Annotated in this window: 27 protein-coding genes and 1 pseudogene; 7 read left to right on the forward strand and 21 right to left on the reverse strand. The window is 35.7% G+C overall.

The features are described from left to right. Window positions 1-4 precede the first annotated feature (4 nt). Complete coding sequence (gene moaC, locus BHX94_RS05535) at window positions 5-481, forward strand: cyclic pyranopterin monophosphate synthase MoaC (protein ID WP_096077557.1); 477 nt, start codon at window positions 5-7, stop codon at window positions 479-481. Here moaC and BHX94_RS05540 read toward each other — a convergent pair whose 3' ends face one another. From BHX94_RS05540 to BHX94_RS05590, 11 genes are all read right to left on the reverse strand, one after another. Continuing rightward, entirely contained in the window at window positions 482-988 is a 507-nt protein-coding gene (locus tag BHX94_RS05540; protein ID WP_111745242.1) for a MogA/MoaB family molybdenum cofactor biosynthesis protein, read from the reverse strand. It lies immediately after the preceding gene. 10 nt (window positions 989-998) lie between these two features. Then, window positions 999-1,994, reverse strand: a complete 996-nt coding sequence (locus BHX94_RS05545) for a ThiF family adenylyltransferase (RefSeq protein ID WP_111745243.1) — start codon at window positions 1,992-1,994, stop codon at window positions 999-1,001. An 18-nt stretch (window positions 1,995-2,012) separates the two neighbouring features. Continuing rightward, on the reverse strand, window positions 2,013-3,170 hold the full coding sequence (locus BHX94_RS05550) for a nitrate/nitrite transporter (RefSeq protein ID WP_111745244.1): 1,158 nt from the start codon (window positions 3,168-3,170) through the stop codon (window positions 2,013-2,015). A gap of 167 nt (window positions 3,171-3,337) precedes the next feature. Continuing rightward, window positions 3,338-3,844: a hemerythrin domain-containing protein gene (locus BHX94_RS05555; RefSeq protein ID WP_111745245.1), complete on the reverse strand. Its 507-nt coding sequence runs from the start codon at window positions 3,842-3,844 to the stop codon at window positions 3,338-3,340. 11 nt (window positions 3,845-3,855) lie between these two features. Next, window positions 3,856-4,506, reverse strand: coding sequence for a nitrate respiration regulation response regulator NreC (gene nreC, locus BHX94_RS05560; protein ID WP_086037889.1), 651 nt, complete (start codon window positions 4,504-4,506; stop codon window positions 3,856-3,858). A 10-nt stretch (window positions 4,507-4,516) separates the two neighbouring features. Then, window positions 4,517-5,545, reverse strand: coding sequence for a sensor histidine kinase (locus tag BHX94_RS05565; protein WP_111745246.1), 1,029 nt, complete (start codon window positions 5,543-5,545; stop codon window positions 4,517-4,519). Between the two features lies 1 nt (window position 5,546). Next, a complete protein-coding gene (locus BHX94_RS05570) occupies window positions 5,547-6,014 on the reverse strand; it encodes a GAF domain-containing protein (protein WP_111745247.1) in 468 nt (155 codons plus the stop codon). 17 nt (window positions 6,015-6,031) lie between these two features. After that, on the reverse strand, window positions 6,032-6,706 hold the full coding sequence (narI, locus tag BHX94_RS05575; RefSeq protein WP_111745248.1) for a respiratory nitrate reductase subunit gamma: 675 nt from the start codon (window positions 6,704-6,706) through the stop codon (window positions 6,032-6,034). After that, window positions 6,699-7,277, reverse strand: a complete 579-nt coding sequence (gene narJ, locus BHX94_RS05580) for a nitrate reductase molybdenum cofactor assembly chaperone (protein WP_111745249.1) — start codon at window positions 7,275-7,277, stop codon at window positions 6,699-6,701. Before narJ ends, narI begins: the two co-directional genes overlap by 8 nt. Then, on the reverse strand, window positions 7,270-8,820 hold the full coding sequence (narH, locus tag BHX94_RS05585) for a nitrate reductase subunit beta (RefSeq protein ID WP_111745250.1): 1,551 nt from the start codon (window positions 8,818-8,820) through the stop codon (window positions 7,270-7,272). Before narH ends, narJ begins: the two co-directional genes overlap by 8 nt. Continuing rightward, entirely contained in the window at window positions 8,810-12,484 is a 3,675-nt protein-coding gene (locus BHX94_RS05590) for a nitrate reductase subunit alpha (RefSeq protein ID WP_379875678.1), read from the reverse strand. Before BHX94_RS05590 ends, narH begins: the two co-directional genes overlap by 11 nt. A gap of 189 nt (window positions 12,485-12,673) precedes the next feature. Here BHX94_RS05590 and fdhD point away from each other — a divergent pair, with 189 nt between their 5' ends. Continuing rightward, complete coding sequence (gene fdhD, locus BHX94_RS05595) at window positions 12,674-13,465, forward strand: formate dehydrogenase accessory sulfurtransferase FdhD (protein WP_096077564.1); 792 nt, start codon at window positions 12,674-12,676, stop codon at window positions 13,463-13,465. Between the two features lie 38 nt (window positions 13,466-13,503). Here the strand turns inward: fdhD and BHX94_RS05600 are convergent, their stop codons facing one another. The 6 genes from BHX94_RS05600 to BHX94_RS05625 form a co-directional block, all read right to left on the reverse strand. After that, on the reverse strand, window positions 13,504-13,791 hold the full coding sequence (locus BHX94_RS05600; RefSeq protein WP_111745251.1) for a hypothetical protein: 288 nt from the start codon (window positions 13,789-13,791) through the stop codon (window positions 13,504-13,506). Beyond that, complete coding sequence (locus BHX94_RS05605; RefSeq protein WP_111745252.1) at window positions 13,766-14,107, reverse strand: hypothetical protein; 342 nt, start codon at window positions 14,105-14,107, stop codon at window positions 13,766-13,768. Before BHX94_RS05605 ends, BHX94_RS05600 begins: the two co-directional genes overlap by 26 nt. Before the next feature lie 130 nt (window positions 14,108-14,237). Then, window positions 14,238-14,789 carry a biotin transporter BioY gene (locus BHX94_RS05610; RefSeq protein WP_096077567.1) on the reverse strand — a complete coding sequence of 184 codons (552 nt, stop codon included), beginning with the start codon at window positions 14,787-14,789 and terminating at the stop codon, window positions 14,238-14,240. A gap of 118 nt (window positions 14,790-14,907) precedes the next feature. Further along, window positions 14,908-15,837 carry an ABC transporter substrate-binding protein gene (locus BHX94_RS05615; RefSeq protein WP_096077568.1) on the reverse strand — a complete coding sequence of 310 codons (930 nt, stop codon included), beginning with the start codon at window positions 15,835-15,837 and terminating at the stop codon, window positions 14,908-14,910. A 133-nt stretch (window positions 15,838-15,970) separates the two neighbouring features. Continuing rightward, window positions 15,971-17,113 carry an acyl-CoA dehydrogenase family protein gene (locus BHX94_RS05620; RefSeq protein WP_111745253.1) on the reverse strand — a complete coding sequence of 381 codons (1,143 nt, stop codon included), beginning with the start codon at window positions 17,111-17,113 and terminating at the stop codon, window positions 15,971-15,973. A 10-nt stretch (window positions 17,114-17,123) separates the two neighbouring features. Beyond that, a complete protein-coding gene (locus tag BHX94_RS05625; protein ID WP_157742228.1) occupies window positions 17,124-17,723 on the reverse strand; it encodes a C39 family peptidase in 600 nt (199 codons plus the stop codon). Window positions 17,724-18,012: 289 nt separating this feature from the next. Between BHX94_RS05625 and modB the strand changes: the two genes are divergently transcribed. Continuing rightward, window positions 18,013-18,684, forward strand: coding sequence for a molybdate ABC transporter permease subunit (gene modB / locus BHX94_RS05630; RefSeq protein WP_111745254.1), 672 nt, complete (start codon window positions 18,013-18,015; stop codon window positions 18,682-18,684). Between the two features lie 101 nt (window positions 18,685-18,785). On the opposite strand, the pseudogene BHX94_RS05635 reads toward modB, so the two are convergent. After that, window positions 18,786-19,778 (reverse strand): annotated as a pseudogene (locus BHX94_RS05635) (D-2-hydroxyacid dehydrogenase). Between the two features lie 15 nt (window positions 19,779-19,793). Beyond that, a complete protein-coding gene (locus BHX94_RS12680) occupies window positions 19,794-20,198 on the reverse strand; it encodes a PTS sugar transporter subunit IIC (protein ID WP_146606902.1) in 405 nt (134 codons plus the stop codon). A 261-nt stretch (window positions 20,199-20,459) separates the two neighbouring features. On the opposite strand from BHX94_RS12680, the gene deoD reads away from it, so the two are divergent. Further along, window positions 20,460-21,176, forward strand: coding sequence for a purine-nucleoside phosphorylase (gene deoD / locus BHX94_RS05640; protein WP_096077572.1), 717 nt, complete (start codon window positions 20,460-20,462; stop codon window positions 21,174-21,176). Window positions 21,177-21,258: 82 nt separating this feature from the next. Here deoD and BHX94_RS05645 read toward each other — a convergent pair whose 3' ends face one another. Continuing rightward, on the reverse strand, window positions 21,259-21,612 hold the full coding sequence (locus BHX94_RS05645) for a PH domain-containing protein (RefSeq protein ID WP_111745255.1): 354 nt from the start codon (window positions 21,610-21,612) through the stop codon (window positions 21,259-21,261). Window positions 21,613-21,790: 178 nt separating this feature from the next. Here BHX94_RS05645 and BHX94_RS05650 point away from each other — a divergent pair, with 178 nt between their 5' ends. The 3 genes from BHX94_RS05650 (at window position 21,791) to BHX94_RS05660 (ending at window position 24,001) form a co-directional block, all read left to right on the forward strand. Then, a complete protein-coding gene (locus BHX94_RS05650; protein ID WP_111745256.1) occupies window positions 21,791-22,399 on the forward strand; it encodes a DedA family protein in 609 nt (202 codons plus the stop codon). A 315-nt stretch (window positions 22,400-22,714) separates the two neighbouring features. Further along, window positions 22,715-23,497 (forward strand): TerC family protein, encoded by a 783-nt coding sequence (locus tag BHX94_RS05655; RefSeq protein WP_111745257.1) that lies wholly within the window; start codon window positions 22,715-22,717, stop codon window positions 23,495-23,497. Window positions 23,498-23,575: 78 nt separating this feature from the next. Beyond that, window positions 23,576-24,001 (forward strand): hypothetical protein, encoded by a 426-nt coding sequence (locus BHX94_RS05660; RefSeq protein WP_111745258.1) that lies wholly within the window; start codon window positions 23,576-23,578, stop codon window positions 23,999-24,001. 66 nt (window positions 24,002-24,067) lie between these two features. Here BHX94_RS05660 and BHX94_RS05665 read toward each other — a convergent pair whose 3' ends face one another. After that, a complete protein-coding gene (locus BHX94_RS05665; protein ID WP_111745259.1) occupies window positions 24,068-24,511 on the reverse strand; it encodes a hypothetical protein in 444 nt (147 codons plus the stop codon). Between the last annotated feature and the right edge of the window lie 63 nt (window positions 24,512-24,574).

Below are 24,574 nucleotides of genomic sequence, written 5' to 3' on the forward strand. Positions count from 1 at the left end.
TTCGATGAGCGAATTGACTCACTTTAATGAACAAGGTAGAGCTAAGATGGTAGATGTTTCAGACAAACAAATTTCTACGCGCACTGCTGTCGCTAAAAGTTCAATCAAAGTAAATGAAATCATTTACGAACAGATCATCAACCATACTAATAAAAAAGGCGATGTGCTTGGTGTTGCACAAGTTGCAGGCATTATGGCCGCCAAAAACACCGCACAAATTATTCCAATGTGTCATCCGCTTAATTTGAGCGGCATCGATATTGCATTTGAATGGGATACAACAGATGGTTACGAAATACTGATTACTTGCACCGTTAAAACAACCGGTCAGACTGGTGTAGAAATGGAAGCATTAACTGGAGCAAGCGCCACAGCGTTGACAATCTATGATATGACTAAAGCTGTTGATAAAAGCATGATTATCGGTCCAACATATTTAGAGTCAAAATCCGGTGGAAAAAATGGCGATTTTAACCGTTAATTATTTTGTAAGCTCATGCACAATATGATGAATCTGTTGTGTAATGAGCTTTTTCATCGCTAAATTTACCGCACCAACTGAACCAGGAATTGAGAAGATGACCGTGTTATCTTTCGTGCCACAAATCGCACGTGAAAGAATCGCACGCGGTCCTACATCTTCTGTATAACTTAAAAATCTAAAAATTTCTCCGAACCCTTCCATTTCCTTATCGATGACTGATTTCACTACTTCAATCGTCACATCGCGCTTCGCAACTCCCGTCCCGCCTGTTGTAATAATCGCATCTACCTTCTCGTGTAAAAGATGTTGAATCACCTTTCGAATTTCAGCCTGATCATCTTTTACGATTGAATAGTGTGCTTTATCGACAGAAATATTTATATCAGCTAGATGTTTAATTACTGCCTTTCCCCCTTTATCCGTCTCATAGACACGTGTATCACTTACTGTAATTACACCTACTTTTAACTGTTTACGCTCGATATTTTCATGTTCGTTATACATTGATATCCTCCTATCCAAATAATTGATTATAGATTTTTTTGGCTTCATTGACTGTCTTCACTTTATGAATTAACAATCTGCCACCCTTAAACCATATCATAGGTCGATCCATAAACTTAAACCTTATAAAATAAGGATTTACATTAAACACAATATTTTGTTCTTTTAAATGACGAATAAGTTCCTCTTCATTGAAGTTTAACGTCATAAATTGCACTGTATCTCGCCCGCAAAGCATCGTCTCTGTTTGCTTAAACAATAGATTAGGAAAGGTCTTATTTTTACCACATGTTATACAGCTTTCATCAAACATTTTAGAAAATTTCAAAGCTGTGTGATCCATCTGCCATACATCACCGAATATGAGTTTTGCATCAAATGATGTTTTACTTAAAATTTTCATACAATACATCATTTGATAGCTTGTCGCAAGATTAACTGCAGGCTCTATAATTCCTACAGTGTCACATGTTCTATTCATTACAGGAAGTATGCCCATTACACAGTTAAAGCATGGTGTTACACCTGGAATAAACGGACAAGCGACATATGTTGATTCAACACATGCACCATAAATCCACGGTATATTATATTTATAACTAAAATCATTGATAACTAATCGTGTTTCAAAGTTATCTGTCGCATCTAATATACAATCACATTGCAAAAACGCCGCTTCAAGAAGCGACGCATCACAATGTGCTATATAAGTTTCAAGTTCTAAATCACTGCGTATACTCTTTAGTTCTCGTTCACATGCCACAACTTTAGGCGTGCTCAGTTCAGCATCTGATTCTTTAAAAAGTGATTGACGTTGCAAATTTGAAACTTCGACATAGTCACGATCGACGATAACAATTTTTTTTACGCCACTTCTAGCAATAGATTCTGCTAAGTGTGTGCCTAATGCGCCGCACCCAACAATACCAACTGTAGCATTTTCAATGAATGATTGACCACTTTCACCAATCCCGTAAAACTTTATTTGTCTATCGTATCTTGTCATTACTACCCCTCAATTCAGTTACTTTCTACCTTCTTTTTTATCCATCCAGAACATTGTTATTAAGGCAATTATACCAAACACTGTAAGGAAAGCGAAAGCCGGTTTATTTGTACCGAAACTCGCTGCACAAAAAGCAATGACTAGCGGCGGAAAGAAACCACCTAAGCCACCCATCATCGATACGATACCGTTCACAATACCTGCTTGTTTAGAGTAGTAAGTTGGAGCTAATTTAAAAATCAGACCATTACCTAGACCAGCACAAGCAGAGATGATTAAACATCCTGCAGTGAAGAAGAAGATTTGATGATTAATAGAAAGCATCGCTGCCCCAATGATTAATCCGACAAATACAACTTTTAATACATCCATTGCACGTAGCTTATCACCAAGCACACCTCCTACAGGGCGTAGCAACGTTGCTATTGCGATAAACGTACCTGTTCGAATACCAGCATCAACTTTATCTAAACCAAAATTATTAACTAAAAAGTTCGGTAAGAATAACCCGAATGCTACGAAAGAGCCGAAAGTGATAAAGTACCAGAAACTTAATAAGTATAATTTATACTCTGGCAATACACCTTTAATCTGATCCATCAATGGTTGTTTAACTTTCGGTTCATCTTTATCACCGAATAAGAAGTTCAGTAAAGCAAATAAAGCCATAACGATTAAATATGATTTTACTGTGTTACTCCAGCCAATCGCGTTCGCTAAAGGTGGTGCAGCAAATGCTGATACTGCCGTACCGATGTTACCCATACCGTAAATACCGTTAGCAAGACCATGCTTTTCTTTAGGGAAATATTTTGGCACACTTGTAACACCTACAGAGAAGATTGCGCCCCCAACCCCTAGAAAAAGACCAGCAATCATCAACATTGTAGTCGATTGCGCCATACTAAGTAAAAATACAGGAATGAGCAGGAATATAAATGCTCCTAAAAATACCTTTCGTGCACCGATTAAGTTTGCATAATATCCTAATGGAATACGTAATACAGAACCTAAAATAACTGGAATTGCTAAAATGATTGCTTTCTGACTTTCAGGAATTGAGAAGTCCTGAGACATAAATGGTAATAACGGTGCAATAATTGTCCAAGCCATAAATCCAGCTAATAAACTGAACGTTTGAAGCGTTAACTGCACTTTACCTGATGCTTTGTTCATACGTTTCACCCTTTTTTATAAGTTTGTGATTATTTATACAAACTTATTTTAAGCCTTTTTATGTGCTTATATAATTGGGGATTTCCCCTATGATGAGGAAAGTTTCCCTATATGTTGTACAGTATAAAATTAAAAACGCAGAATAATAATTATCCTGCGTTCTATACTTATAATATTTTTGTATTCACTACTTCCAGCAGCAAATCTTCATCCTTAATCTTGAATACTTTTTCTGCCATCGGAAACAGTACATTTTCTTCTTTATACATATGAACCATACAGATTTCATAGCCTTCATTTAAATCCTGCATGATTAAAGGGATGTCATCCACTTCGTAATTCATCACCTTTGTCACCTCTAAGAAATGATCAAAGTACTGCATCATCTCATCGTGTTCTGCTTCTATCGTAATAATCGGACCTTGATCTGTTCCGATGTAAGAACCTAGGATAGGAAAGAAGAAGCGGGATTCCTTTTCCTGATGCTTAATCAATATGGGAATAAACGCTGTCATCAGTTTACGTATGTTGTTTACATGTTCAAAACGTGCGAGCGGTGCACATGTTTTAACAATTTGCATTTCACTAAACCATTCATGCATTAAACTTCTGATGAGCATATGCTCATTTTCTAATATGCGTAATGCTTTCATCTTTGTCTGGAATTGTTGCATATCTCCACGTCCTAAAAATCTAATAATTTTTTCTTTAAAGCATATTCTACAAGCTCAGGCTTTGATTTTAAATTCAACTTATCCATTATTCTCGCCTTATGTGCTTCGACTGTCTTTACAGATACAAAAAGCATCTCTGCAATCTCTTTATTACCATAGCCTTTAGCGATCAGTGGTAAAATCTCTAACTCTCTTTTAGATAGTATTTTTAAGTGATCATTTTTAGCTGAGTATTCACTATCATGATGGATGAGCTCATGAACAAGTGAGGTTGCCATCTTCGGATCAATATAAGTATCTCCAGCATAAACTGTCTTTACTGCCTGAATCAGTTCTTCATCTGGCGCATTTTTTAATATATAGCCATTGGCGCCATTCTTTAATACATGAAATAAATACTCATCATCATCATACATCGTAAGGATTAATATATTAGTTTCCGGAAAAGCATCTTTAATTTTACCGGTTGCAATTAACCCAGATTCCCCTGGCGGCATACTTAAATCCATAATCAATACATCCGGTTTATGTGTTGCTACTACTTGAAATGCTTCTAATCCATCTGCAGCAGTTGCTACAACTTCCATGTCTTCCTGATAGTTAAGAATCATGGAAAAACCAGTTCTGACCACTGCATGATCATCAGCAATTACTATTTTCATGTTACTCCCCCTAAAGTGGAATGGTGAGTGTCACAAAAGTCCCCTTACCTTTCTCACTGTTAATTTTTACAGACCCGTTTACAATTTCTGCACGTTCCTGTATTCCAAATAAACCGAGCCCTGTGCCTTTAGGTGACTGTCCCATCTCAAATCCATCTCCATTGTCACTAATTTCTACAATCAGTTCATCTTGTTCTTTTTGAACTAACACATGGACCTCATCAACATTTGCATATTTTAATGCATTAAGTATCGCTTCCTGCGTAATACGGTAAACTGCTGTTTCAATTTCATTTGAGAAACGCTCCGACTGAATGTTTGTATCGAACTGGACATCTAAACCATAGTTCTTTTCTAATTGTTTAAAATGTGAACGGAATGCTGCAACCAGACCGAGATCATCAAGTGAGGAAGGACGCAATTCAAGCGATAAATTCCGAATATCATTCATCAATCTGGACATCGAACCTTCAATCAGCTGTATATGTTTATCCTGCTCCTCATCGTTTTTATATTTTAACAATCTTAAATCAACCACAACATTCAGTAATTCCTGAACTACACTATCATGTAATTCACGAGAAATTCTTTTTCTTTCATTCTCTTGTGCATTAATAATTTTTTTCGTGATTGTTTTTTGATGTAGTATTTCCTGCGTTCTAAGTTGAGGCGATACATTTTGTAATGTAAGTACCTTCACGTTTAGTGCATTCTGAAGTATTACAAAAGATGCTGAATAAGCCACTGGTTCTCCAATTTCATTCTTTAAAAAGAGTTGAAATGATTGATTATTTTTATCTTCTTTCATAAAACAATTCATACAGGACATCAGTGCATGTTCACTCGTATAACCCATACAAGTCGAACAAAAACTTTCAAGTAACGCATCTAAGTTCTTTTCGTAATTTAACACGCGTTTTGCAGCATCATTCATCGTAATAATTGAGTTATCCGCATTGATGAAAATGATTAATTCTTCCGTATCATTGTAATAATATTTGATCAGTTCTTCTAATACATTCTGATTAAATTGATTCATACTAAGTGACACTATTAATCACATCCTTACGATAAAATGCACCGAATCCTTTATCTAACTCACCATTAATTGTTTCATAAACTTCTAGATTGAATGGACGTTGTTCTCTATTGCCGACAAGTAGAACTGCTGCCACTTTATTATATTTCCAAAGAGGTATAGCCATAAAATTAGTTAACTTCTCGAATCTCACTATCGGAAAGTCAAAGATATGCGTTGCAATACTGCATGTTGAAATATCTAATTCTATCCAGGAACGGCCGGATTTGAGAACAAATCCGGCGATACCCTTTCCTTTTTGAAGTTCTATTTTTTTATATCTTTCGTTTGTAGCTCCCGATACAAACGTCCAATGTATATCAGTCTGTAAGATTAGATCAGAGGGCATTGCAAGGCCAACAAAATCTACATTTAATTTATCTTTTAATTGATCTACTTCATCTTGATAATTATAGTGTATCGCTTCCATGCTACCTCTCCTAACCGTTATCTATGTTTACGATAAATAATATGACTACGACCTACATAGTTTACCGGCACACTCCACACATGAACGAGTCGTGTAAATGGCCATAGCGCTGTAATTAAAAATCCAGAGATGACATGCAGTTTAAATGCTAGTGGTACATTTAGCATAAATTCTGCTTGAGGTCTAAGAATTAACAACCCTCTAAACCATTCTGAAATGGTCGCACGATAATCAAAATCTGGTGTTGTAGCATTCGTTACGATTGTTGAATAACAACCTAAGAATACAATCAACAATAACAATAAGTTTACTAATATATCTGATGCAGAACTTAAATGCCTTACATTTTGATTCGTGATACGTCTTGCTGTTAATAATAACATACCGATAAGCGTTACAATACCAAATATACTTCCAATGTATACCGCTCCGATATGATAGATATGATCATTTATACCTATTGCTCTTAACCAGTTTGCAGGAATTCCAAGCCCGACAATGTGGCCCATTATAACTGGAATAATACCTAAATGAAATAAAATACTTCCCCACATCAGTTGTTTCTTTTCTACAAACTCACTTGACTTCGCAGTCCATGAGAACTGATCATACTTAAAACGGAAAATATGACCGATAATAAATATAGCAATACATGCGTATGGAAAGATTACCCATAGTAATTGATTAAGCATGTGATGTCACCTCTTCATCGTCTACTGATAGACACGCTTTACAAGTTTCACGAATAGCAAGGATTAAATTGTAGTATGGACTTTGAATCTTCTCTAATGCACCGAGCAAATTATAAGTACCGTCTTCAATGACCATAAGTACTAGCTGCATACTTTCTTCAGCGCGATCATCCCCACGCCATTCAGCTGCATAAATAAATTCACACATTAAAGGTAAGAAATCCGATAACTCAGATGACGGCATTTCTAAACCGAACATTTCATATAATACTTTTAATCGTGCAAGCATTTGTCCGCGTTCTTTTTTATCTTCGAACTTCACAAATGTCATATATAACGTCGTTTTTTTCTCGAAATCAAATGTAGAAGTATAGACTTCCTGTATTTCTGACAGACTAATTTCATGCATATCTTTCCAATATTGATTTACTGCTTCATAAGCTGGATGATTGTTGTCAAACACACCTTCAAAAGCTTTAGGATGGAAGTTTAATTTTTCAGGATAAACGAGCTGGTGGCTAAAAAATCCGAATGACTTTTTATACTCGTATAATTTATTTAAATCAATCACGCCAAATGCCTCCGTAGAAGTTATCTTCATACACTTCTTTTCCTGATTTACCAGATGGTACTGGTCCACAACCATCACAATCTGCTCCGAAGTTGTCACTTGTATAACCTTCGCCACCTTGAGCGCTATACGTATTTACATAACCTTCTTTATGTGATGTCGGAACGACGAAACGATCTTCATGTTTAGCAATCGCAAGTAAGCGATACATTGCTTTTACTTGTTGTGCTGTTAAACCAACACGATCAAGTCTTGATTCATCGAAATCTTTACCGCTTGAAATAGCTCTCATATAACTACGCATCATCGCCATTTTTTGTAATGCGCGCTTCACTGTTTCAGCATCTCCTGCTGTCAGCATATTCGCTAAATATTGAATTGGTAAGCGCATTTCTTCAATTGCCGGGAAAATCATATCCGGATTCTTAATTGAATCCTTCCCTTCAAAGTAGTTCATAATCGGACTAAGTGGCGGACAATACCAAACCATTGGTAATGTACGATACTCAGGATGTAATGGGAATGCTAATTTATATTCAATTGCTAATTTATATACTGGTGAATTTTGTGCTGCTTCAATCCATTCCTGACTAATACCATCACGCTCAGCTTGCGCAATTACTTCTGGATCAAACGGATCTAAGAATAAATCAAGTTGAGATTGATATAAATCTTTTTCATCTTTTACTGATGCAGCTTCTAATACTTTATCTGCATCATACAGTAATACCCCTAAATAACGCATACGGCCAGTACATGTTTCAGAACATACTGTCGGAAGACCAGCTTCAACACGCGGGAAACAGAATGTACATTTTTCAGCTTTATTTGTTTTCCAGTTGAAGTAAACCTTTTTATAAGGACAACCGGTCATACAGTAACGCCATCCGCGACATGCATCCTGGTCTACAAGGACGATACCATCTTCATCACGTTTATACATTGCGCCACTCGGACAACTTGCCACACAACTTGGGTTTAAACAGTGTTCACATAAACGTGGTAAATACATCATAAACGTTTGTTCAAAATTAAATTTGATTTCCTCTTCAATTTTTTCAATGTTCGGATCAGTTGGGCCAGTAATATGAGCACCTGCTAAATCATCTTCCCAGTTTGGTCCCCATTCTAAGTCCATTTTCTTGCCTGTTATTAATGATTCTGCACGTGCAACCGGAGAATGCTTTTTCTCTTTTGCATTCGTTAAATCTGCATAGTTATACGTCCATGGTTCATAGTAATCTTTCATTTCCGGCATATCAGGATTATAGAAGATCTTACCTAAGGCAATCTTAGAAAGTTTAGAACCTGATTTCAGCTCTAACTTTCCTTTACGACTTAATTGCCATCCACCTTTATATTGTTCCTGATCTTCCCAACGCTTTGGATAACCGATACCTGGCTTCGTCTCTACGTTGTTAAACCACATATATTCAGCACCTGGACGATTTGTCCAGGTCGTCTTACATGTAACACTACATGTATGGCAACCGATACATTTATCTAAATTCATCACCATTGCAACTTGAGCTTTAATCTTCAAGCCAATCAACCTCCTTCATCTTACGAACAGCAACGTAAACGTCACGTTGGTTTCCGATTGGTCCGTAGTAGTTGAATCCATAACTAATTTGCGCATATCCACCAACAAGTTGCGTTGGTTTTAAGTGAATACGTGTTGGTGCATTATGTGAGCCACCACGCGTATCTGTAATTTCTGAGCCTGGTGTTTGAATATGTTTATCTTGTGCATGATACATAAACATCGTGCCACGTGGCATACGATGAGAAACAACTGCACGTGCCGTTACTAAACCATTTCGGTTATATACTTCTAACCAGTCATTATCATAAATTTCGTGACTTGCTGCATCTTCATTGTTGATCCAAACTGTTGGACCACCACGGAATAACGTTAACATGTGAAGGTTATCCTGGTATGTTGAATGAATATTCCATTTACCGTGTGGCGTTAAGTAACGTAACACTAAACTATCTACGCCACCTTTAATCTGTTTATCCTTCGTACCAAATACCATAGGCGGTAATGTCGGTTTATACACTGGTAAAGCTTCACCAAGCTGCTGGAATACTTCATGATCGATGTAGTAACTTTGACGTCCAGTTAACGTTCTAAAAGGTACTAATCGTTCAATATTTGTTGTGAATGGTGAATAACGGCGACCTAATTTATTAGAGCCCGGGAACACAGCTGTTGGAATTACTTCACGTGGTTGTGCAGTAATATTTGCAAATGTGATTTTTTCTGCTGCACGTTCTGCTGAAATATCTTTTAATGTCATACCTGTCTGTTCTTCTAAATCAGCATATGATTTTTGTGATACTTGACCGTTCGTTGCAGATGATACATTTAAGATAACGTCTGCCACTCGTTTTGCTGTATCAATTCTCGGCTTACCATTCTTCACTGTATCATCTTCGTAAGTACCTACCATTGAACGTAACTCATCGTATTGTTCTTTAACGCTAAAAGCAACACCGTGTGCGCCGACTTTACCATTTTCAAGTAATGGTCCAACAGACACGTATTTATCATATACATCTGTATATGTTCTATCTACGACTGCAAATCCTGGCATCGTCTTACCTGGAATCGGTTCTACTTCACCTTTTGTCCAATCTTTGACAATACCCATTGGTGTTGAAATTTCTTGTTGCGAATCATGTGCAAGTGGTGCTGTTACAACATCTTTAAATGTGCCTGGTAAATGACGTTGTGACATTTCAGAGAATGTCTTCGCGATAGATTTGTAAATATCCCAGTCACTTCTAGATTCCCAGAGTGGGTCAACAGCTGGATTGAACGGATGTACGAATGGATGCATATCTGTTGAAGATAAGTCATGTTTTTCGTACCATGTGGCTGCCGGTAATACAACATCTGCATATAAAGGTGTTGTTGTCATACGGAAATCAAGTGCTACAAGTAAATCTAATTTGCCTTCAGTATCTTCTCTCCATGTGATTTCTTCTGGTTTCTCACGTTCATTTGGTTCAGCAAGCAAACCGTGTTTCGTACCTAAAAGATGCTTCATAAAGTACTCTTGCCCTTTAGCTGAACTTGAAATTAAGTTTGAACGCCATACGAATAAAGTTTTCGGGTGGTTTTGTTTCGCATCAGGATCTTCTACTGCAAATTTTGTTTCACGTGATTTTACAGATTCTACAGCGCGTTTTAACACTTCTTCATTTGTGAAGTTACCAGCGTCACGTGCATCCTCACCGAATAATAGACTGTTCTTATCGAACTGTGGATATGATGGTAACCAGCCTAAACGGGCAGCTAATACATTATAATCAGCAGGATGCGTAAATTTTACGTTTTCAGCTAATGGAGATGTTAAAGTATCTACACCCGCTTCTTCATATTTCCATTGGTCTGTCGCAAAGTAGAACCAGCTTGTCGCGTTTTGTAGACGTGGTGGTGCTGACCAATCTTTTGCGAATGCGATTGTTGACCAGCCTTCAATTGGACGACATTTTTCCTGACCAACGTAATGTGCCCAACCTCCACCGTTTACACCTTGCGTTGCACAAAGTGTTACTAAGTTTAATACTGAACGGTAAATCGTATCTGAGTTAAACCAGTGGTTTATACCTGCACCCATGATAATCATTGAGCGGCCACCAGTATCAATTGCGTTTTGTGCAAATTCACGTGCAATTTGGACCACAACTGAAGGTTTAACGCCTGCTACTTTTAATTGCCATGCTGGTGTGTAGATTGAAGTTTCATCTTCATAACCTTTCGCTTCTAAATCCGTATTGAATCGATTAACACCGTATTGAGATAACATTAAATCGTAAATCGTTGCAACATATTTCGTTTCTCCATTTGCTAACGTTACTTTCTTTGCTGCAATCGGACGTTTGAATGTTCCATTGCCTGCATTATCAAAGAACGGGAAAACAATTTCAACAACTTCATGTTCATCATCTTTAATCGTCATTGATGGATCAATTTTTGTACCATCTGCTGTTTCTAATTTAATATTCCATTTCACATCTTTTTCCCAACGTTGTCCCATTGTTCCGTTTGGTACAACGATTTGTTTAGAAATGTCATCGAACACTACAGGTTTCCATTCGCTATGTTCACTCGTGTCACCTAAATCACTTGAACGTAAGAAACGACCAGCTTTTAAAGTATTTTCATGTTCATCTAACATAATTAAGAAAGGCATATCTGTGTATTGTTTTGCGTAGTTAATAAACATCGGTTCTTGTCTTTGTTCATAGAACTCATCTAAAATAACGTGCGTCATTGCTTGTGCAAGGGCAGCATCTGTACCTGGATTTGGTGCTAACCAGTTATCTGCGAATTTTACGTTTTCAGCATAGTCTGGTGCTACAGAGACCACTTTTGTCCCTTTGTATCGAACTTCAGTCATAAAGTGAGCATCTGGCGTACGTGTTAATGGTACGTTAGAACCCCACATAATAATATATCCTGCATTGTACCAGTCACTTGATTCAGGTACATCTGTTTGTTCACCCCAAATTTGTGGTGATGCTGGTGGTAAATCGGCATACCAATCGTAGAATGATAACATTTCTCCACCAAGTAATGAGATGAAACGTGCCCCACCTGCGTAACTAATCATACTCATTGCTGGAATCGGCGTAAAACCTGCGATACGGTCTGGACCATATTTCTTGATTGTGTAAATAAGTTGAGATGCGATCAGTTGCGTCACTTCTCTCCAATTGACACGGACATGTCCGCCCATACCACGTGCCTGCTTATAGCTACGTGCTTTTTCCGGATCTTCAACGATTGATTGCCAAGCACGAACAGGGTCTCCGTGTTCTTCTAAAGCTTGTTGCCAAAGGCGCCATAATACACCACGTACATATGGAAACTTAATACGTAATGGTGAATATTCGTACCATGAGAATGATGCGCCACGCGGACAACCACGTGGTTCAAATTCAGGCATATCAGGACCACATGAAGGATAATCAATTTGTTGATTTTCCCATGTGATAATGCCGTTTTTCACAAACACTTTCCATGAACATGATCCTGTACAGTTTACCCCGTGTGTCGTACGTACTACCTTATCGTGGCTCCAGCGTTGTCTATACATTTTCTCCCATTCACGACTCTTCTCTTCTAAAACTGACCAATTGCCATTAAATCTTTCTGTAGGTTTAAAAAAACGTAATCCCGTACCAATTGCCATTCATAACACTCCTTTAATTGCAGTTTTGCCCTCTTACCATAGATTATGAAACGTTTCACAAACGATTACTATTGGGGATTTCCCTAAGCATGTAGGGTAATCCCTAAAACAAACAATTGTAGAAGCAAGTCAATTACAACATATAATTTTTAAATCTACTGTAATATAATATATATAGGAGTTGATTGAATGAGTCATGAAGTATATCAACATAAAAAAATGATGAAATATATAGATGGTAAATTTATAAACGTTGAGGATACAATTGCGAATGAATTTCCATTGACGTTATATGTGAATAAAGAAGAATTCGCTACAATTGTATGTACACCGAAATATTTAAGAGAACTTACGATGGGTTTCCTAGCATCTGAAGGTGTTATCAGAAAACATAGTGACATAAAAAATTTTCATCTTGATGATTCTAAAGGATTATGTCATATCGAATTAGCGAATGAAGTGGATACAACACAAGGTCAGTTTACAAAACGCATGATTAGTTCTTGCTGTGGTAAAAGTCGCCAATTTTATTTTGTCAATGATATGAAAACGTCAAAAGTTGCTACGACAACACGTTCAATCAAACCTGATGAAATTTTTCATTTGATGCATACGATGCAAAGTCAAAGTACAGATTTTAAAGTGACTGGCGGTCTGCACAATGCTGCACTCAGTGATGGACAAGATTTCTACTTACACCGCAATGATATCGGTCGCCATAATGCACTCGACAAACTGTACGGACACTGTATATTAAATAACATCTCAATTAAAGATAAAATACTCATCTTTTCTGGCAGAATATCTTCAGAAATTTTAATAAAAGCTTCTAAAATTGGGGTCGGTATAATATTAAGTAAATCTGCACCAACCGATTTAGCAATAGGACTTGCAGAAGACTTAAATATTACTGCTGTAGGTTTTGTACGAAATGATACATTTAATGTTTACAGTCATCCCGAAAGAATAATAACTGACTAAATGAAAAAGTAGAGGACCTAATGGTTAAATCCTCTACTTTATTTTAATTGAATGGTACCAGCTAACTTTAGCTGTCTACCATATGTCACTTTATATTCAATCATGTCGTTTGCCTGAAATAGATCGAGGAATAGTCGTTCGTCTACGAACACCTCATTTTTGAACGTTGCCTGGTTAGAAATCACTTCTGGAACATTGAGTAATGTTATTACTTTATGCATCACTAAATTGCCAGGTACTTTCTTTTCTATTAATGTAACATCAGAATCTTCAGCAACTGCATCTCGGTATTGTTTTAATTCATCCAATGTGATTTGAAACTGCATGAGACACCTCTTCAATGTAAGTTGATATTACCGTTGCTTTCAGTACATCGTCATAATAATAATTTAATTCATATGTATATTGATTCACGTGTTTAATCGTTCTTTGATCTATCAGCTTAATTTTTACCTCATACATTTTTTCTACTTCTAGTTGGTTTTGTGTAATCAATTGTTTAATATGCTGACAACTTTTTCTTTCCTGATGGAATCTTGAAACATACCATGGCTTTATCAATAACACATCAGGTACTCTAAAATCTTTTCCATTCATTAATTCCACATCTTTACGAGAAAAGCGCGTTGCTATCGTTTCCAATTTATTTCCCACTCTCTTATATATATTTCTTAAATCATAGGAAAAACGTAAATATGTATATGATTATCATCATATTAACATGTATAATGTAATATTTCCTTTTCTATACAAGAAAAAAAGTTTACGCATATTAATTTATGCGTAAACTTTTTTGAATAGATGGGTTATTACGTAATTTTACAGCAAGTATTGCTGCAATCAGTGCTTTTATACAATCACCAGGAATAAATACCATCACTGATTTAAGCGCAGTGAATAAATCCTGCTTTAAATTAAATGCCATAAACGTACCACCAATTAAATTACATAAAAATGCACCAATTAATGCATTAATCAGAAACACTTGCCACACTTTTGGAGACTTCATACGTTCAACAATTAATCCGATTAAAAACGCAATGAGTGTGAATGAAAGAATATAACCTCCAGTCGGACCAAAAAATAAAGCAAAACCACCACGTCCACCTGACAATACTGGTAGTCCAATAGCTACTAAGATTGTAAAGATAAGAACAGATAACCCTCCTAATCGACTACCCAGTAAACAACCCGCTAAAATAAAACCTAAATTCTGAAATGTGAATGGTACCGGGATACCTGGAATATTTATTGGCGGTAATAAACCTAACACAGCAATTAATGCAGTAAACATGCCGACAATGACCAAATCTTTTGTTTTCATAATCTTCCTCTTTTCTGACAGAATAATCTTATTATAGCAATAGTGTTAACCTAAATAAATATTAAGTTTACAATCGTATTTAAAAAAAGCTGAGACATTAGTCTCAGCTTGAAGTAATTTATTTTTCTAATTTTAATAATGCTTCTTTTAATACTTTTCTTTGGTGCTCTAAAGAAATAGGATCATTAAACCAGAAATCTTCAGCATCATATTGTACTACTTTATTATTTTTAACAGCATTCATATTTTTCCATACTTTAGACTCAGTTACTGTATTTGAAATTTTGCCTGTATCACTAGATATAAGGACGATATCTCCTGCGTAATCGCCTAAACTTTCAGCAGAAACTTTTTTCCAGCCTGTAGGTTTAACATCTTTCGTAATTTTATCCTGCATGTTTAAATCAAAAGCCTGATAGATAATTTCTGATCCACGCCCCCAGTTATCTCCATAAACGTAAATTTCTTTTTGGAAGAACTGGAAGATAGAATACGTTTTATCGTCTCCTAAATGTTTCTTAATCTCTTCACCATCTTTTTTCGTTTCTTTTTTCCATTGATCCACAAAAACTTTTGCTTCTTTTTCTTTACCGACAATTTTACCTAATAATTCATGCACATCTAGATAGCCATGCTTAGTATATGTAAAAGGAATTGTTGGTGCGATTTTAGCATATTTTGAATTATCTTTATCTGTATCGAACGTTAAGATTAAGTCTGGTTTCAATTTAATAATTTTTTCGATTTCACCAGGGTTTAATTTTTCTACACCTTTTAATTTAGGTTTTAAAATATCTGATTGGAATGCATATTGATCAGCACCTACTGGTTTAACGCCTAAATCTAATAAATTTCCGACATAACTTGCGCCCATCACTACGATTCGTTTCGGTTCTTTCGGAATCTTGATTGTCTTACCATTATCTAACTTAAAATCTACCATTTCTGCTTTCCCTGAAGTATCTTTTGTTTCTTTTTTATCACTCGTACCACCACATGCCGCAAGAATCATTATGCATGCGATTAATAACGCTACTATCTTTTTCATCTTTCCGTCCTCCTAATTGAGATTGATTATCAATACCATTTAATTATAAATGGTTTCAGAAATTAATCAAATGTTATTTTTAAATTAAAATATATCAATTTTACACAAAAAGCATAGACTTGGATGTCCAAGTCTATGCTTCACGCAATATTTTATTTACTATCATTCTTTCTACAGCATCATCCATCGGTGGATTATGAAGACCTGCACGCATTGAACGGTATAAGCGTTCCATCACACGCGATTGCTCTAAGCTTTTCGCACCAAAAATGCGCATACTTAAATCGATTACTTGTAAGCCATTATTGACAACCGTGTATTTTGCGAGACCAAATGTTTCCCCTAAATCGTTCGTCTTACCTGCCCTATGCATATCACATGCATGATAGATAAAGTGACGTGATTGCATATTTAATATTTCCATTTTCGCTATTTTATCTTGAATATGTGGAATCTCAGAAATAGGCGTATCGATAGAATTGGGTTGATAGTGTTTGCTGAAGTTTACCGCTTCATCTACAGCCCGCTCTGCCATACCGAGATAAATGGCAGGGATATGCAATAACCATGCATTTGGTCGACGTTCACGATTTACTTCCAGTAAATATTTTTTTGGTATCGTAACATTATTAAAGATAATATCGTGACTCGCTGTCGCACGCATGCCTACCATATCCCATGTATCCACAATTTCAATACCTTCTAAATGACTCGGTACATAATAAAAGCACATCGCTTTAAGTTCAGGATCAAAGGCACCTACAATAAAGTGTGTAAGTCGCTCACTCATAGAGGCGAATGTTTTCGTACCGTTAATCACGTATTTATCATCGATGAGTTGCGCATTCGTACTTGGTTTACCACCTCTTGTCGGGCTGCCCATCTCACTTTCTGACACAATGCGATTCATTATGGCACCATTATGAATCGCATCAATAAATTCATTCATCATTGCTTCAGACCATAAATCACCTTCAAACACTTCACCTACAATACCAAGATGCCATCCAATTGATAATGCTGTCGATTCATCGAGTTGAGCGAGTTGTCCCTGTATATAAATCAATGCTTTTATATCAGCTCCCATACCGCCATGTTCTGCCGGAAGCGTTAACTTGTGATAATCGTGTGCTATGAGCCAGTCTATCAATTTATGATTGAGCTCAGCATTAAAATCTGCATCTCGTGCACTCTTCTCAATCCATTCTCTATTCTGACGAAATAAATCACGCCATTTTCTTTCTAAATCTGTCTCTAAAAACAATGCTTCTTCCACTTCTCTCACCTCAAATAATAATACTCATTCGTCCTGCATTCTCGTATCTTTTCTCTAATGTCTTTCTTTTCACTTTTATTAATTGTTGCTTCATCGGAAAAAGTGCAGGAAGTTTAATCAATCCAAATTTTGCCCATAGTGGATCTATCATATAATAGAATTTATCATCCATACCTACAAGTAACGTAATATGTATGTTCGATACAAATTCAAGTTTTCGTCCTTCAACTTTAAATTCTCTCAAAATGGGCTCAACTTTAAAATGTGTTGCATATAATACGACAGAGTGATTATTCAAAATTGCTTGTTCTAATTCTGCCATTGATTTTCCAGTACTATCTTGCGCCGTATAATAAGGTTTTAAATAATCAACCATCACGTTCGGAAATACAGTTTGATGCCGGTCCGTTTTGATGATGCGTTTCGGTCCGACATAGCCTTTAAAAGGGTTTGTTTTATGTTTCGGAATTTCAGCTAATATCTTTCTTACAGATAATTTAACACCTTTGTATCTTAATCCCATCGACACTGCTACTGCTTCACACCCTAAAAGATAAAAATGCGGAAACCATTGTGTCTTTGGTTTAATGTTTAGTATTAATCTATTCAATATCATCGCCGCCTGTCTCTTCTTACCTGTAATTAAATAGCAAATTCCATGAATAATCAAATATATTGTCCACACAAAAAGAGAGACTTTCGTCTCTCTAATAATGTATTAATGACTATTTCAATTTTTGTACTTTTGCAATAATTCCTTTAATAAATAAAGCAGAATCATGTAGTAATTTTAATTCTTTTTCATTTCATTGCCCTCCATCGCGTTATTATCATGAAACATATATAGTGCTATAATAAGCTTAAATCTTTAATCAGAATAAAAGATAAGGAGGTTAGCAATGCAACAACTTATTACTAGCGATACATTTTTATCGCCGATTCTCATTTCATTAAAAGTCGCTACAGTTGCAACATTCCTTAGTCTTATCATCGGTATAACGCTCCATCATTTTATAGGCACTAGATCATTTCCCGGTAAATCTATTTTAGAATCCCTTATCATGCTGCCTATGGTTTTACCCCCTACAGTCGTCGGGTTTATACTACTAATGCTATTCGGGAAGAAAAGCATCATTGGAAAGTTAATTGAACAACTCTTCAATCAACCAATAATATTCACAATCTATGCTGCTATTCTTGCATCAACACTTGTCGCCCTACCACTCATGTATCAGTCCCTTAAAATAGGTATCGAACAAGTACCTCAAGCAATCATCAATGCTGCAGTTGTAGACGGGGCAAGAAAAAGACAAATCTATTCAAATATTATATTACCACTTGCTAAACCGGCCTTACTCACAGGCATTTTATTATCCTTTGCACGAGCGATCGGTGAATTTGGTGCCACACTTATATTTGCAGGTAATATTCCAGGCATCACCGAAACAATGCCAACAGCAATCTATGTTGCTATAGATAATAATGATATGCTACTCGCGTGGGGATGGGTTGCAATTATGATCCTACTTTCTTTCCTGTTGATGATGACCACACAGTTACTTAGAAGATAATTTTTCTCTTAAGAAATATTGACAGTACTTTAATATATAAATCATAATATTTCAAAAAAATGAAAGAGACAAAATTTTGTCTCTTTCATTTTTTAATTATATTAATTAACTCTATTTTCACAGCTACCGGTTTCTACAGCTTCTTTCGCTGAATTTAAACCACCTTCAACTAAATTCATAACTGCTGTTTCAGTATAGAATGCAATATGTTGAGATACTTGTACATCTTCACGTGCGATTAATTCTAACAATACTTTATCTTCAATTTCTTTATCTCTGAAATCTTTTGGGAAGTATGGTGCTTCATTTTCATACGTATCTAATGCAGCAGCTGCTACTTTGCCTGAATTTAATGCATCAAGTAACGCTTTAGTATCGACAATACCACCACGTGCAGTATTAACGAAATAGACTCCGTCTTTCATTTTAGCGAATAAATCTGCGTTGAACATATACGTATTATCTTTTGTAAGCGGCATATGAATAGAAATTAAATCAGCCTGACGCACCGCTTCTTCCAAAGTATCTGTGTACGTTAAAAATGCTTTAGCATCTTCATTTGGATACAAATCATAACCAATCACTTTCGCGCCGAATCCGTTAAGAATTCGTCCTGTAATACTACCAATTCGGCCGGTACCGATAATTGCAACTGTCATTGAACGCATTTCTTTACTAATAATCGTTTTATTCCATGTAAAGTCATGCGCTCTTACTTTACGCTGAATCTTTTCAGTATTTCTGATAATATTCATCGCTGCGGTTACTGCATATTCAGCAATTGCATTTGGTGAATAACTTGGTACATTCGAAATGATTAATCCATGTTGTGAAGCTAAATCTAAATCAAACATATCGTAACCTGCTGAACGTTGTGCAATTTGTTTAATACCTTTATTTGCCACTATTTCATACAATGTATCATCAAATTGCGCTGTCTGACTCGTTGTTACAGCATCGTATCCATCTAATAAATCTACCGTTTCCATTGTTAATGGACCTTCATTAAAAGTTACTTCAACATTTTCTTTTTGCGCTCACGCTAAGGCTGCTTCTTTTTCGTCTTCTCTAGTACCAAACATTAATATTTTCATGCATCAGTCCACTCCTTATTCTCCAGATTGGAATTTGAACACTTCAGGACTATATATTTTAAATTTAAGACATAAAGTATTCATGATTAATCCTGTAATAACAGGAATTACAATATAAGCTAATGCAAGTATACCTAAATTTAATCCTATATTTCCATCCATAAACTTCAATGCATTAATCGGACCAACTAATCCAGAGTAACCAAATCCTGCTGAGGCCGGAGTGCCCTGAATATTGAAAATGGCACCAGCCAATCCACTCATTGCAGCTGTAACTGCAATCGGTAAAATGATGATTGGATATTTAATTAAGTTTGGCATCATCATTTTCATCGCACCCATTAATATTGCTAATGTAATACCATTTAAAACTTTAAATAAAAACGATCTAAGTGTGAGTTTTTGCTGAACTTCTGTCATGATAATGACCTCCCCATTCTTTCATTTTAAATTTATTTTTTCATAATCAATATTTTTAATATCTCCTACGTCATTAATACATCATCTTGTGAATAAATTTACAAACATTTTTTATTATCGTTCTATTTATAAAATCTATAGTAAAAAATTAGTTTTTATACCATAATTAATTTATCGCTGATATTATCACGCTGCGACTTGAAATAAATTGTATTACTCTGTAGACTGAAATTAATACTATATATAAAGGAGACTTACATTATGTCTAAATCAACACCACATATTAAACCGGAAAACAATCCAATCGCAGAAACTATTCTTTTACCAGGAGATCCATTACGTGCAAAGTTTATCGCTGAAACGTATTTAGAAGATGTCGTTCAATTTAATGAAGTACGTAACATGTTTGGTTATACAGGAACGTATAAAGGGAAAAAGATTTCAGTTATGGGAACAGGAATGGGTATCCCATCAATCGGTATCTATTCATATGAATTAATTCATACTTTCGGTGTTAAAAACTTAATTCGCGTAGGTTCATGTGGCGCAATGCAGGAAGGTATTAATGTATACGATGTAATCATTGCTCAAGGTGCATCAACTGATTCAAATTATGTAGCACAATATGGTTTACCAGGACACTTTGCGCCAATCGCTGATTACAGTTTATTAGCGCGTGCGAAACAATTAGCTGATGAAAAAGGCGTTCCAAACCACGTTGGTAACGTATTATCATCAGATATTTTCTACAATGCTAACAAAGAAGCTACTGATAAATGGCGTTCAATGGGTATTTTAGCTGTTGAAATGGAATCTGCTGGTCTTTATATGAATGCAGCGTACGCTGGCGGAGATGTGAAGGCATTAGGAATATTTACAGTAAGTGATCACTTATTAACACATGAAGAAACTACACCTGAAGAACGTCAAACTTCATTCACAAAAATGATGGAAATTGCTTTAGAAATCGTTGAATAATCTTTAAAATATTCTTAAATACATCTTAATTTATACTAAAAGCACCTTGATACTTAAGTATCAAGTCTTTTAAACTATCTTTTTAAACCTTATTTTGTCTTTCTTTTACTTTTTCAATTTGATGGTTTACAAAATCTACAAACTCCTCTGCATCACCTTTTGTAATATTCGTCATCGGGATGCCACCCATATGGAAATCTAACAACACGCCATCGTCTGTCAAAGATGCATCATTCATTTCATTATATCCTACAACACGCTCATAAACTTTCTCACCCATATCGACATTCATAAATAATCTTTCATTTGTAGTAATATACGCCCCACTAAATTCAGATGTCTCCCCGACTTGAAAATGCACAGTCCCATAAATCTCTGGCCCTAATTGTTCAGTTGGGAATAATTCAGATGCTGTAATTTGTCTAAACTTATTCATTATGTCACTCCTTAAAAGTCCTTAGTATTCTTTTAACTATACCCTTTAAATCCTATAATAATCGTAATGTGATATTTTATTTAATCTCATAAGCAAAATTCTTATTCTTTCATTTGTTTTGAATATATCAAGGCATATACGGTAAAATAGTATTTACTAAAACTATTGGAGTGACGATATGCAGGAATGGATTATGAAAGTTATGGAACAATTCGGATACTTTGGTGTATTTTTTTTAATATTACTTGAAAATGTTTTTCCTCCAATCCCATCAGAAGTAATTCTAACATTTGGCGGGTTTATGGTTGACCAGTCGCCAAAACTCACGTTCATAGGAATGCTTATTGCTTCAACGCTTGGAGCAGTAATCGGGGCTATTATTCTTTATTACGCCGGACATATACTCGGTCTTAGAAGAATTGAAAAAATCGTAGATAAATACGGCTTTATATTGCGACTTGATATTCATGATTTACACAGTGCTAATAAATGGTTTCACAAATATGGCTATACCGCAGTATTTCTATGTCGATTTGTTCCATTGATTCGCAGTTTAATTTCCATCCCGGCTGGTTTGAGTCAAATGTCTATCATTCCATTCATTTTATATACGACAGTCGGGACACTCATCTGGAATGCAGTCTTAATTTATCTTGGTATGGTGTTAGGTCAGAATTGGGAAGTTGTACTCCACTATTTCAATCTTTATTCTAATGTACTTTATATTTTAATGGCTGTTATCATTATCGGAGGAATTATCTGGCTCTATCGCAGAAAGAAAAATTAAATGCTGACAAACTTAATATTTATATCATCCTCATCATCCATTTTTATTCATATAAAATAAAATTATAGCTATATACACATTTTTGTGTTAAGATGATTTCAATGATATTTATTCATAATTTGAATAAATCAACAAATGAATATCCTAAGACTTATGTCGAAGGGGAGTAGCTCAAGGGGAGACCCTAAGCGTAACGTCGTCATTACGAAGTTTTGGAACTTCCGGCGTTATGGAACAATTACTGTTCAGTGAGACCTTTGCCAATATATTTGGCATGGGTCTTTTTATATTCATTAAAATTAAGGAGGAATTATAGTGGATCCAAGTATTTTAATGTCATATGCATGGGTAATAATCGTATTAGTTTTATTAGAAGGGTTACTTGCAGCAGATAATGCCATCGTCATGGCTGTAATGGCAAAACATTTGCCGGAAGAACAAAGAAAGAAAGCACTATTTTACGGTTTAGTAGGTGCATTTGCATTTAGATTAATCGCGTTATTCTTTATAACAGTACTTGCAAAGTATTGGTGGATACAAGCAGCAGGAGCAGCTTACTTACTCTTCATGTCAGCAAAAAGTTTATATGCGTACTTTAAGAAGAAAAATCATGTTGATGATCCTAATGTACCAAATATCGCTGAAGAAGAAGCGGCTAAAGGTAGCAGTTTCTGGATGACAGTTCTAAAAATCGAATTTGCAGATATCGCCTTCGCAATCGACTCAATGCTTGCTGCAATTGCAATAGCAATTACTTTACCACACGTCGGACCTGACTTTATGGGCCTTAATGCCGGACAGTTTACTGTAATGTTTATCGGAGGAATGTTAGGCGTAGTCTTGATGCGATTTGCTGCTACTTACTTCATCAAGCTACTCGAAAAGTATCCTGGTCTGGAAGCTGCAGCATTCGCAATCGTCGGATGGATTGGTGTGAAACTTGTTGTTCTTGTACTTGCACATGATTCAATACATGTTTTACCGCATGAATTCCCACATTCACCGATGTGGCAACTCATCTTCTGGGCAGTATTATTAAGTATTTTAGCAATTGGATTTATAACGAGTAAACGCGGAAATAAAAAATCAATAAACTAAGACTAGGGAATTCCCTAGTCTTTTTATTATATTTTCTATAATACAATAGTGGTAAATATACTGAACGGAGATGATTGTATGTCAGTCGGACCATCATTAAGACAACTACATGCACATAAACAAATTCACGATACAGGGTTAGGCCTTGCTGTGAATATGACAGATGAATTGATCAGAACATACCAAAACGGTACGGAAGAAGAAGTGATTCAGGAAGTGATCGCGCTTGTCGATTTCTGGGATTCACGCGTCATAAGTCACGCGGATGCTGAGGAAGAAGCAGATGGTTTCTATACAGAAGCGGAAAATAATAACCCTGAACTACATGATAAAGTTCAACAACTCACACGTGATCATGATATTATGCGCCAAGTCGTCGCTAAGATTAAAACACAGATGGAAAACGAAGGTTTCTCCACTCAAATTATCGATTATTTTAGAAGTTTGATTATCGTTAATGAAATTCATTCACGTGACGAAGAAGCGTTTTTACTAAAAGATTAATCTCTGACAAACAAGCAAGAGCGGAACTAAATTGTTCCACTCTTGCTTGTTTTATATAATAAACGCTTATAACAATGTATTTACATGCTCACCTAAGAATGTGATATATATTTTGTCATCTTCAATTCTGATGTAGCCCGCTTCAATATAATCATTTATTAATTCATCTAAATCATCTGGTGATAATTTAGCTTCACTATGTGCACATATATTGCGCAGTTGATAGAGTGTAATTGCATCTCCTTCATGAAATTTAATCGTATGGACAATATATTTAAATAATTTTACTTCTTCAACTGCTTGCGCGTACTCTTCTTCGAGTTCTTCTTCTGCAATTTCTCTTAAAATTTCTTCAGAAGACATACGTTCCTGTTGTATTGCTGGTTCAAGCAGCACTTCTACAGAATCCGTATGATTTTGTTCAATCTCTACTTTGTCATACACCGTCTCATGTTGTATGAGTTCTGTACGTTCATCAATTAATAAAGATAACTTTTCTTCTTCATTCATCCTTTTACACCCCATTTTATTGTTAATTTATTTTATCATGAATTTGAGTTGATTGAAATTCAC

Origin of the sequence: Macrococcoides bohemicum (genome assembly GCF_003259675.1) — a bacterium.
GTDB classification, from domain to species: Bacteria; Bacillota; Bacilli; order Staphylococcales; family Staphylococcaceae; genus Macrococcoides; species Macrococcoides bohemicum.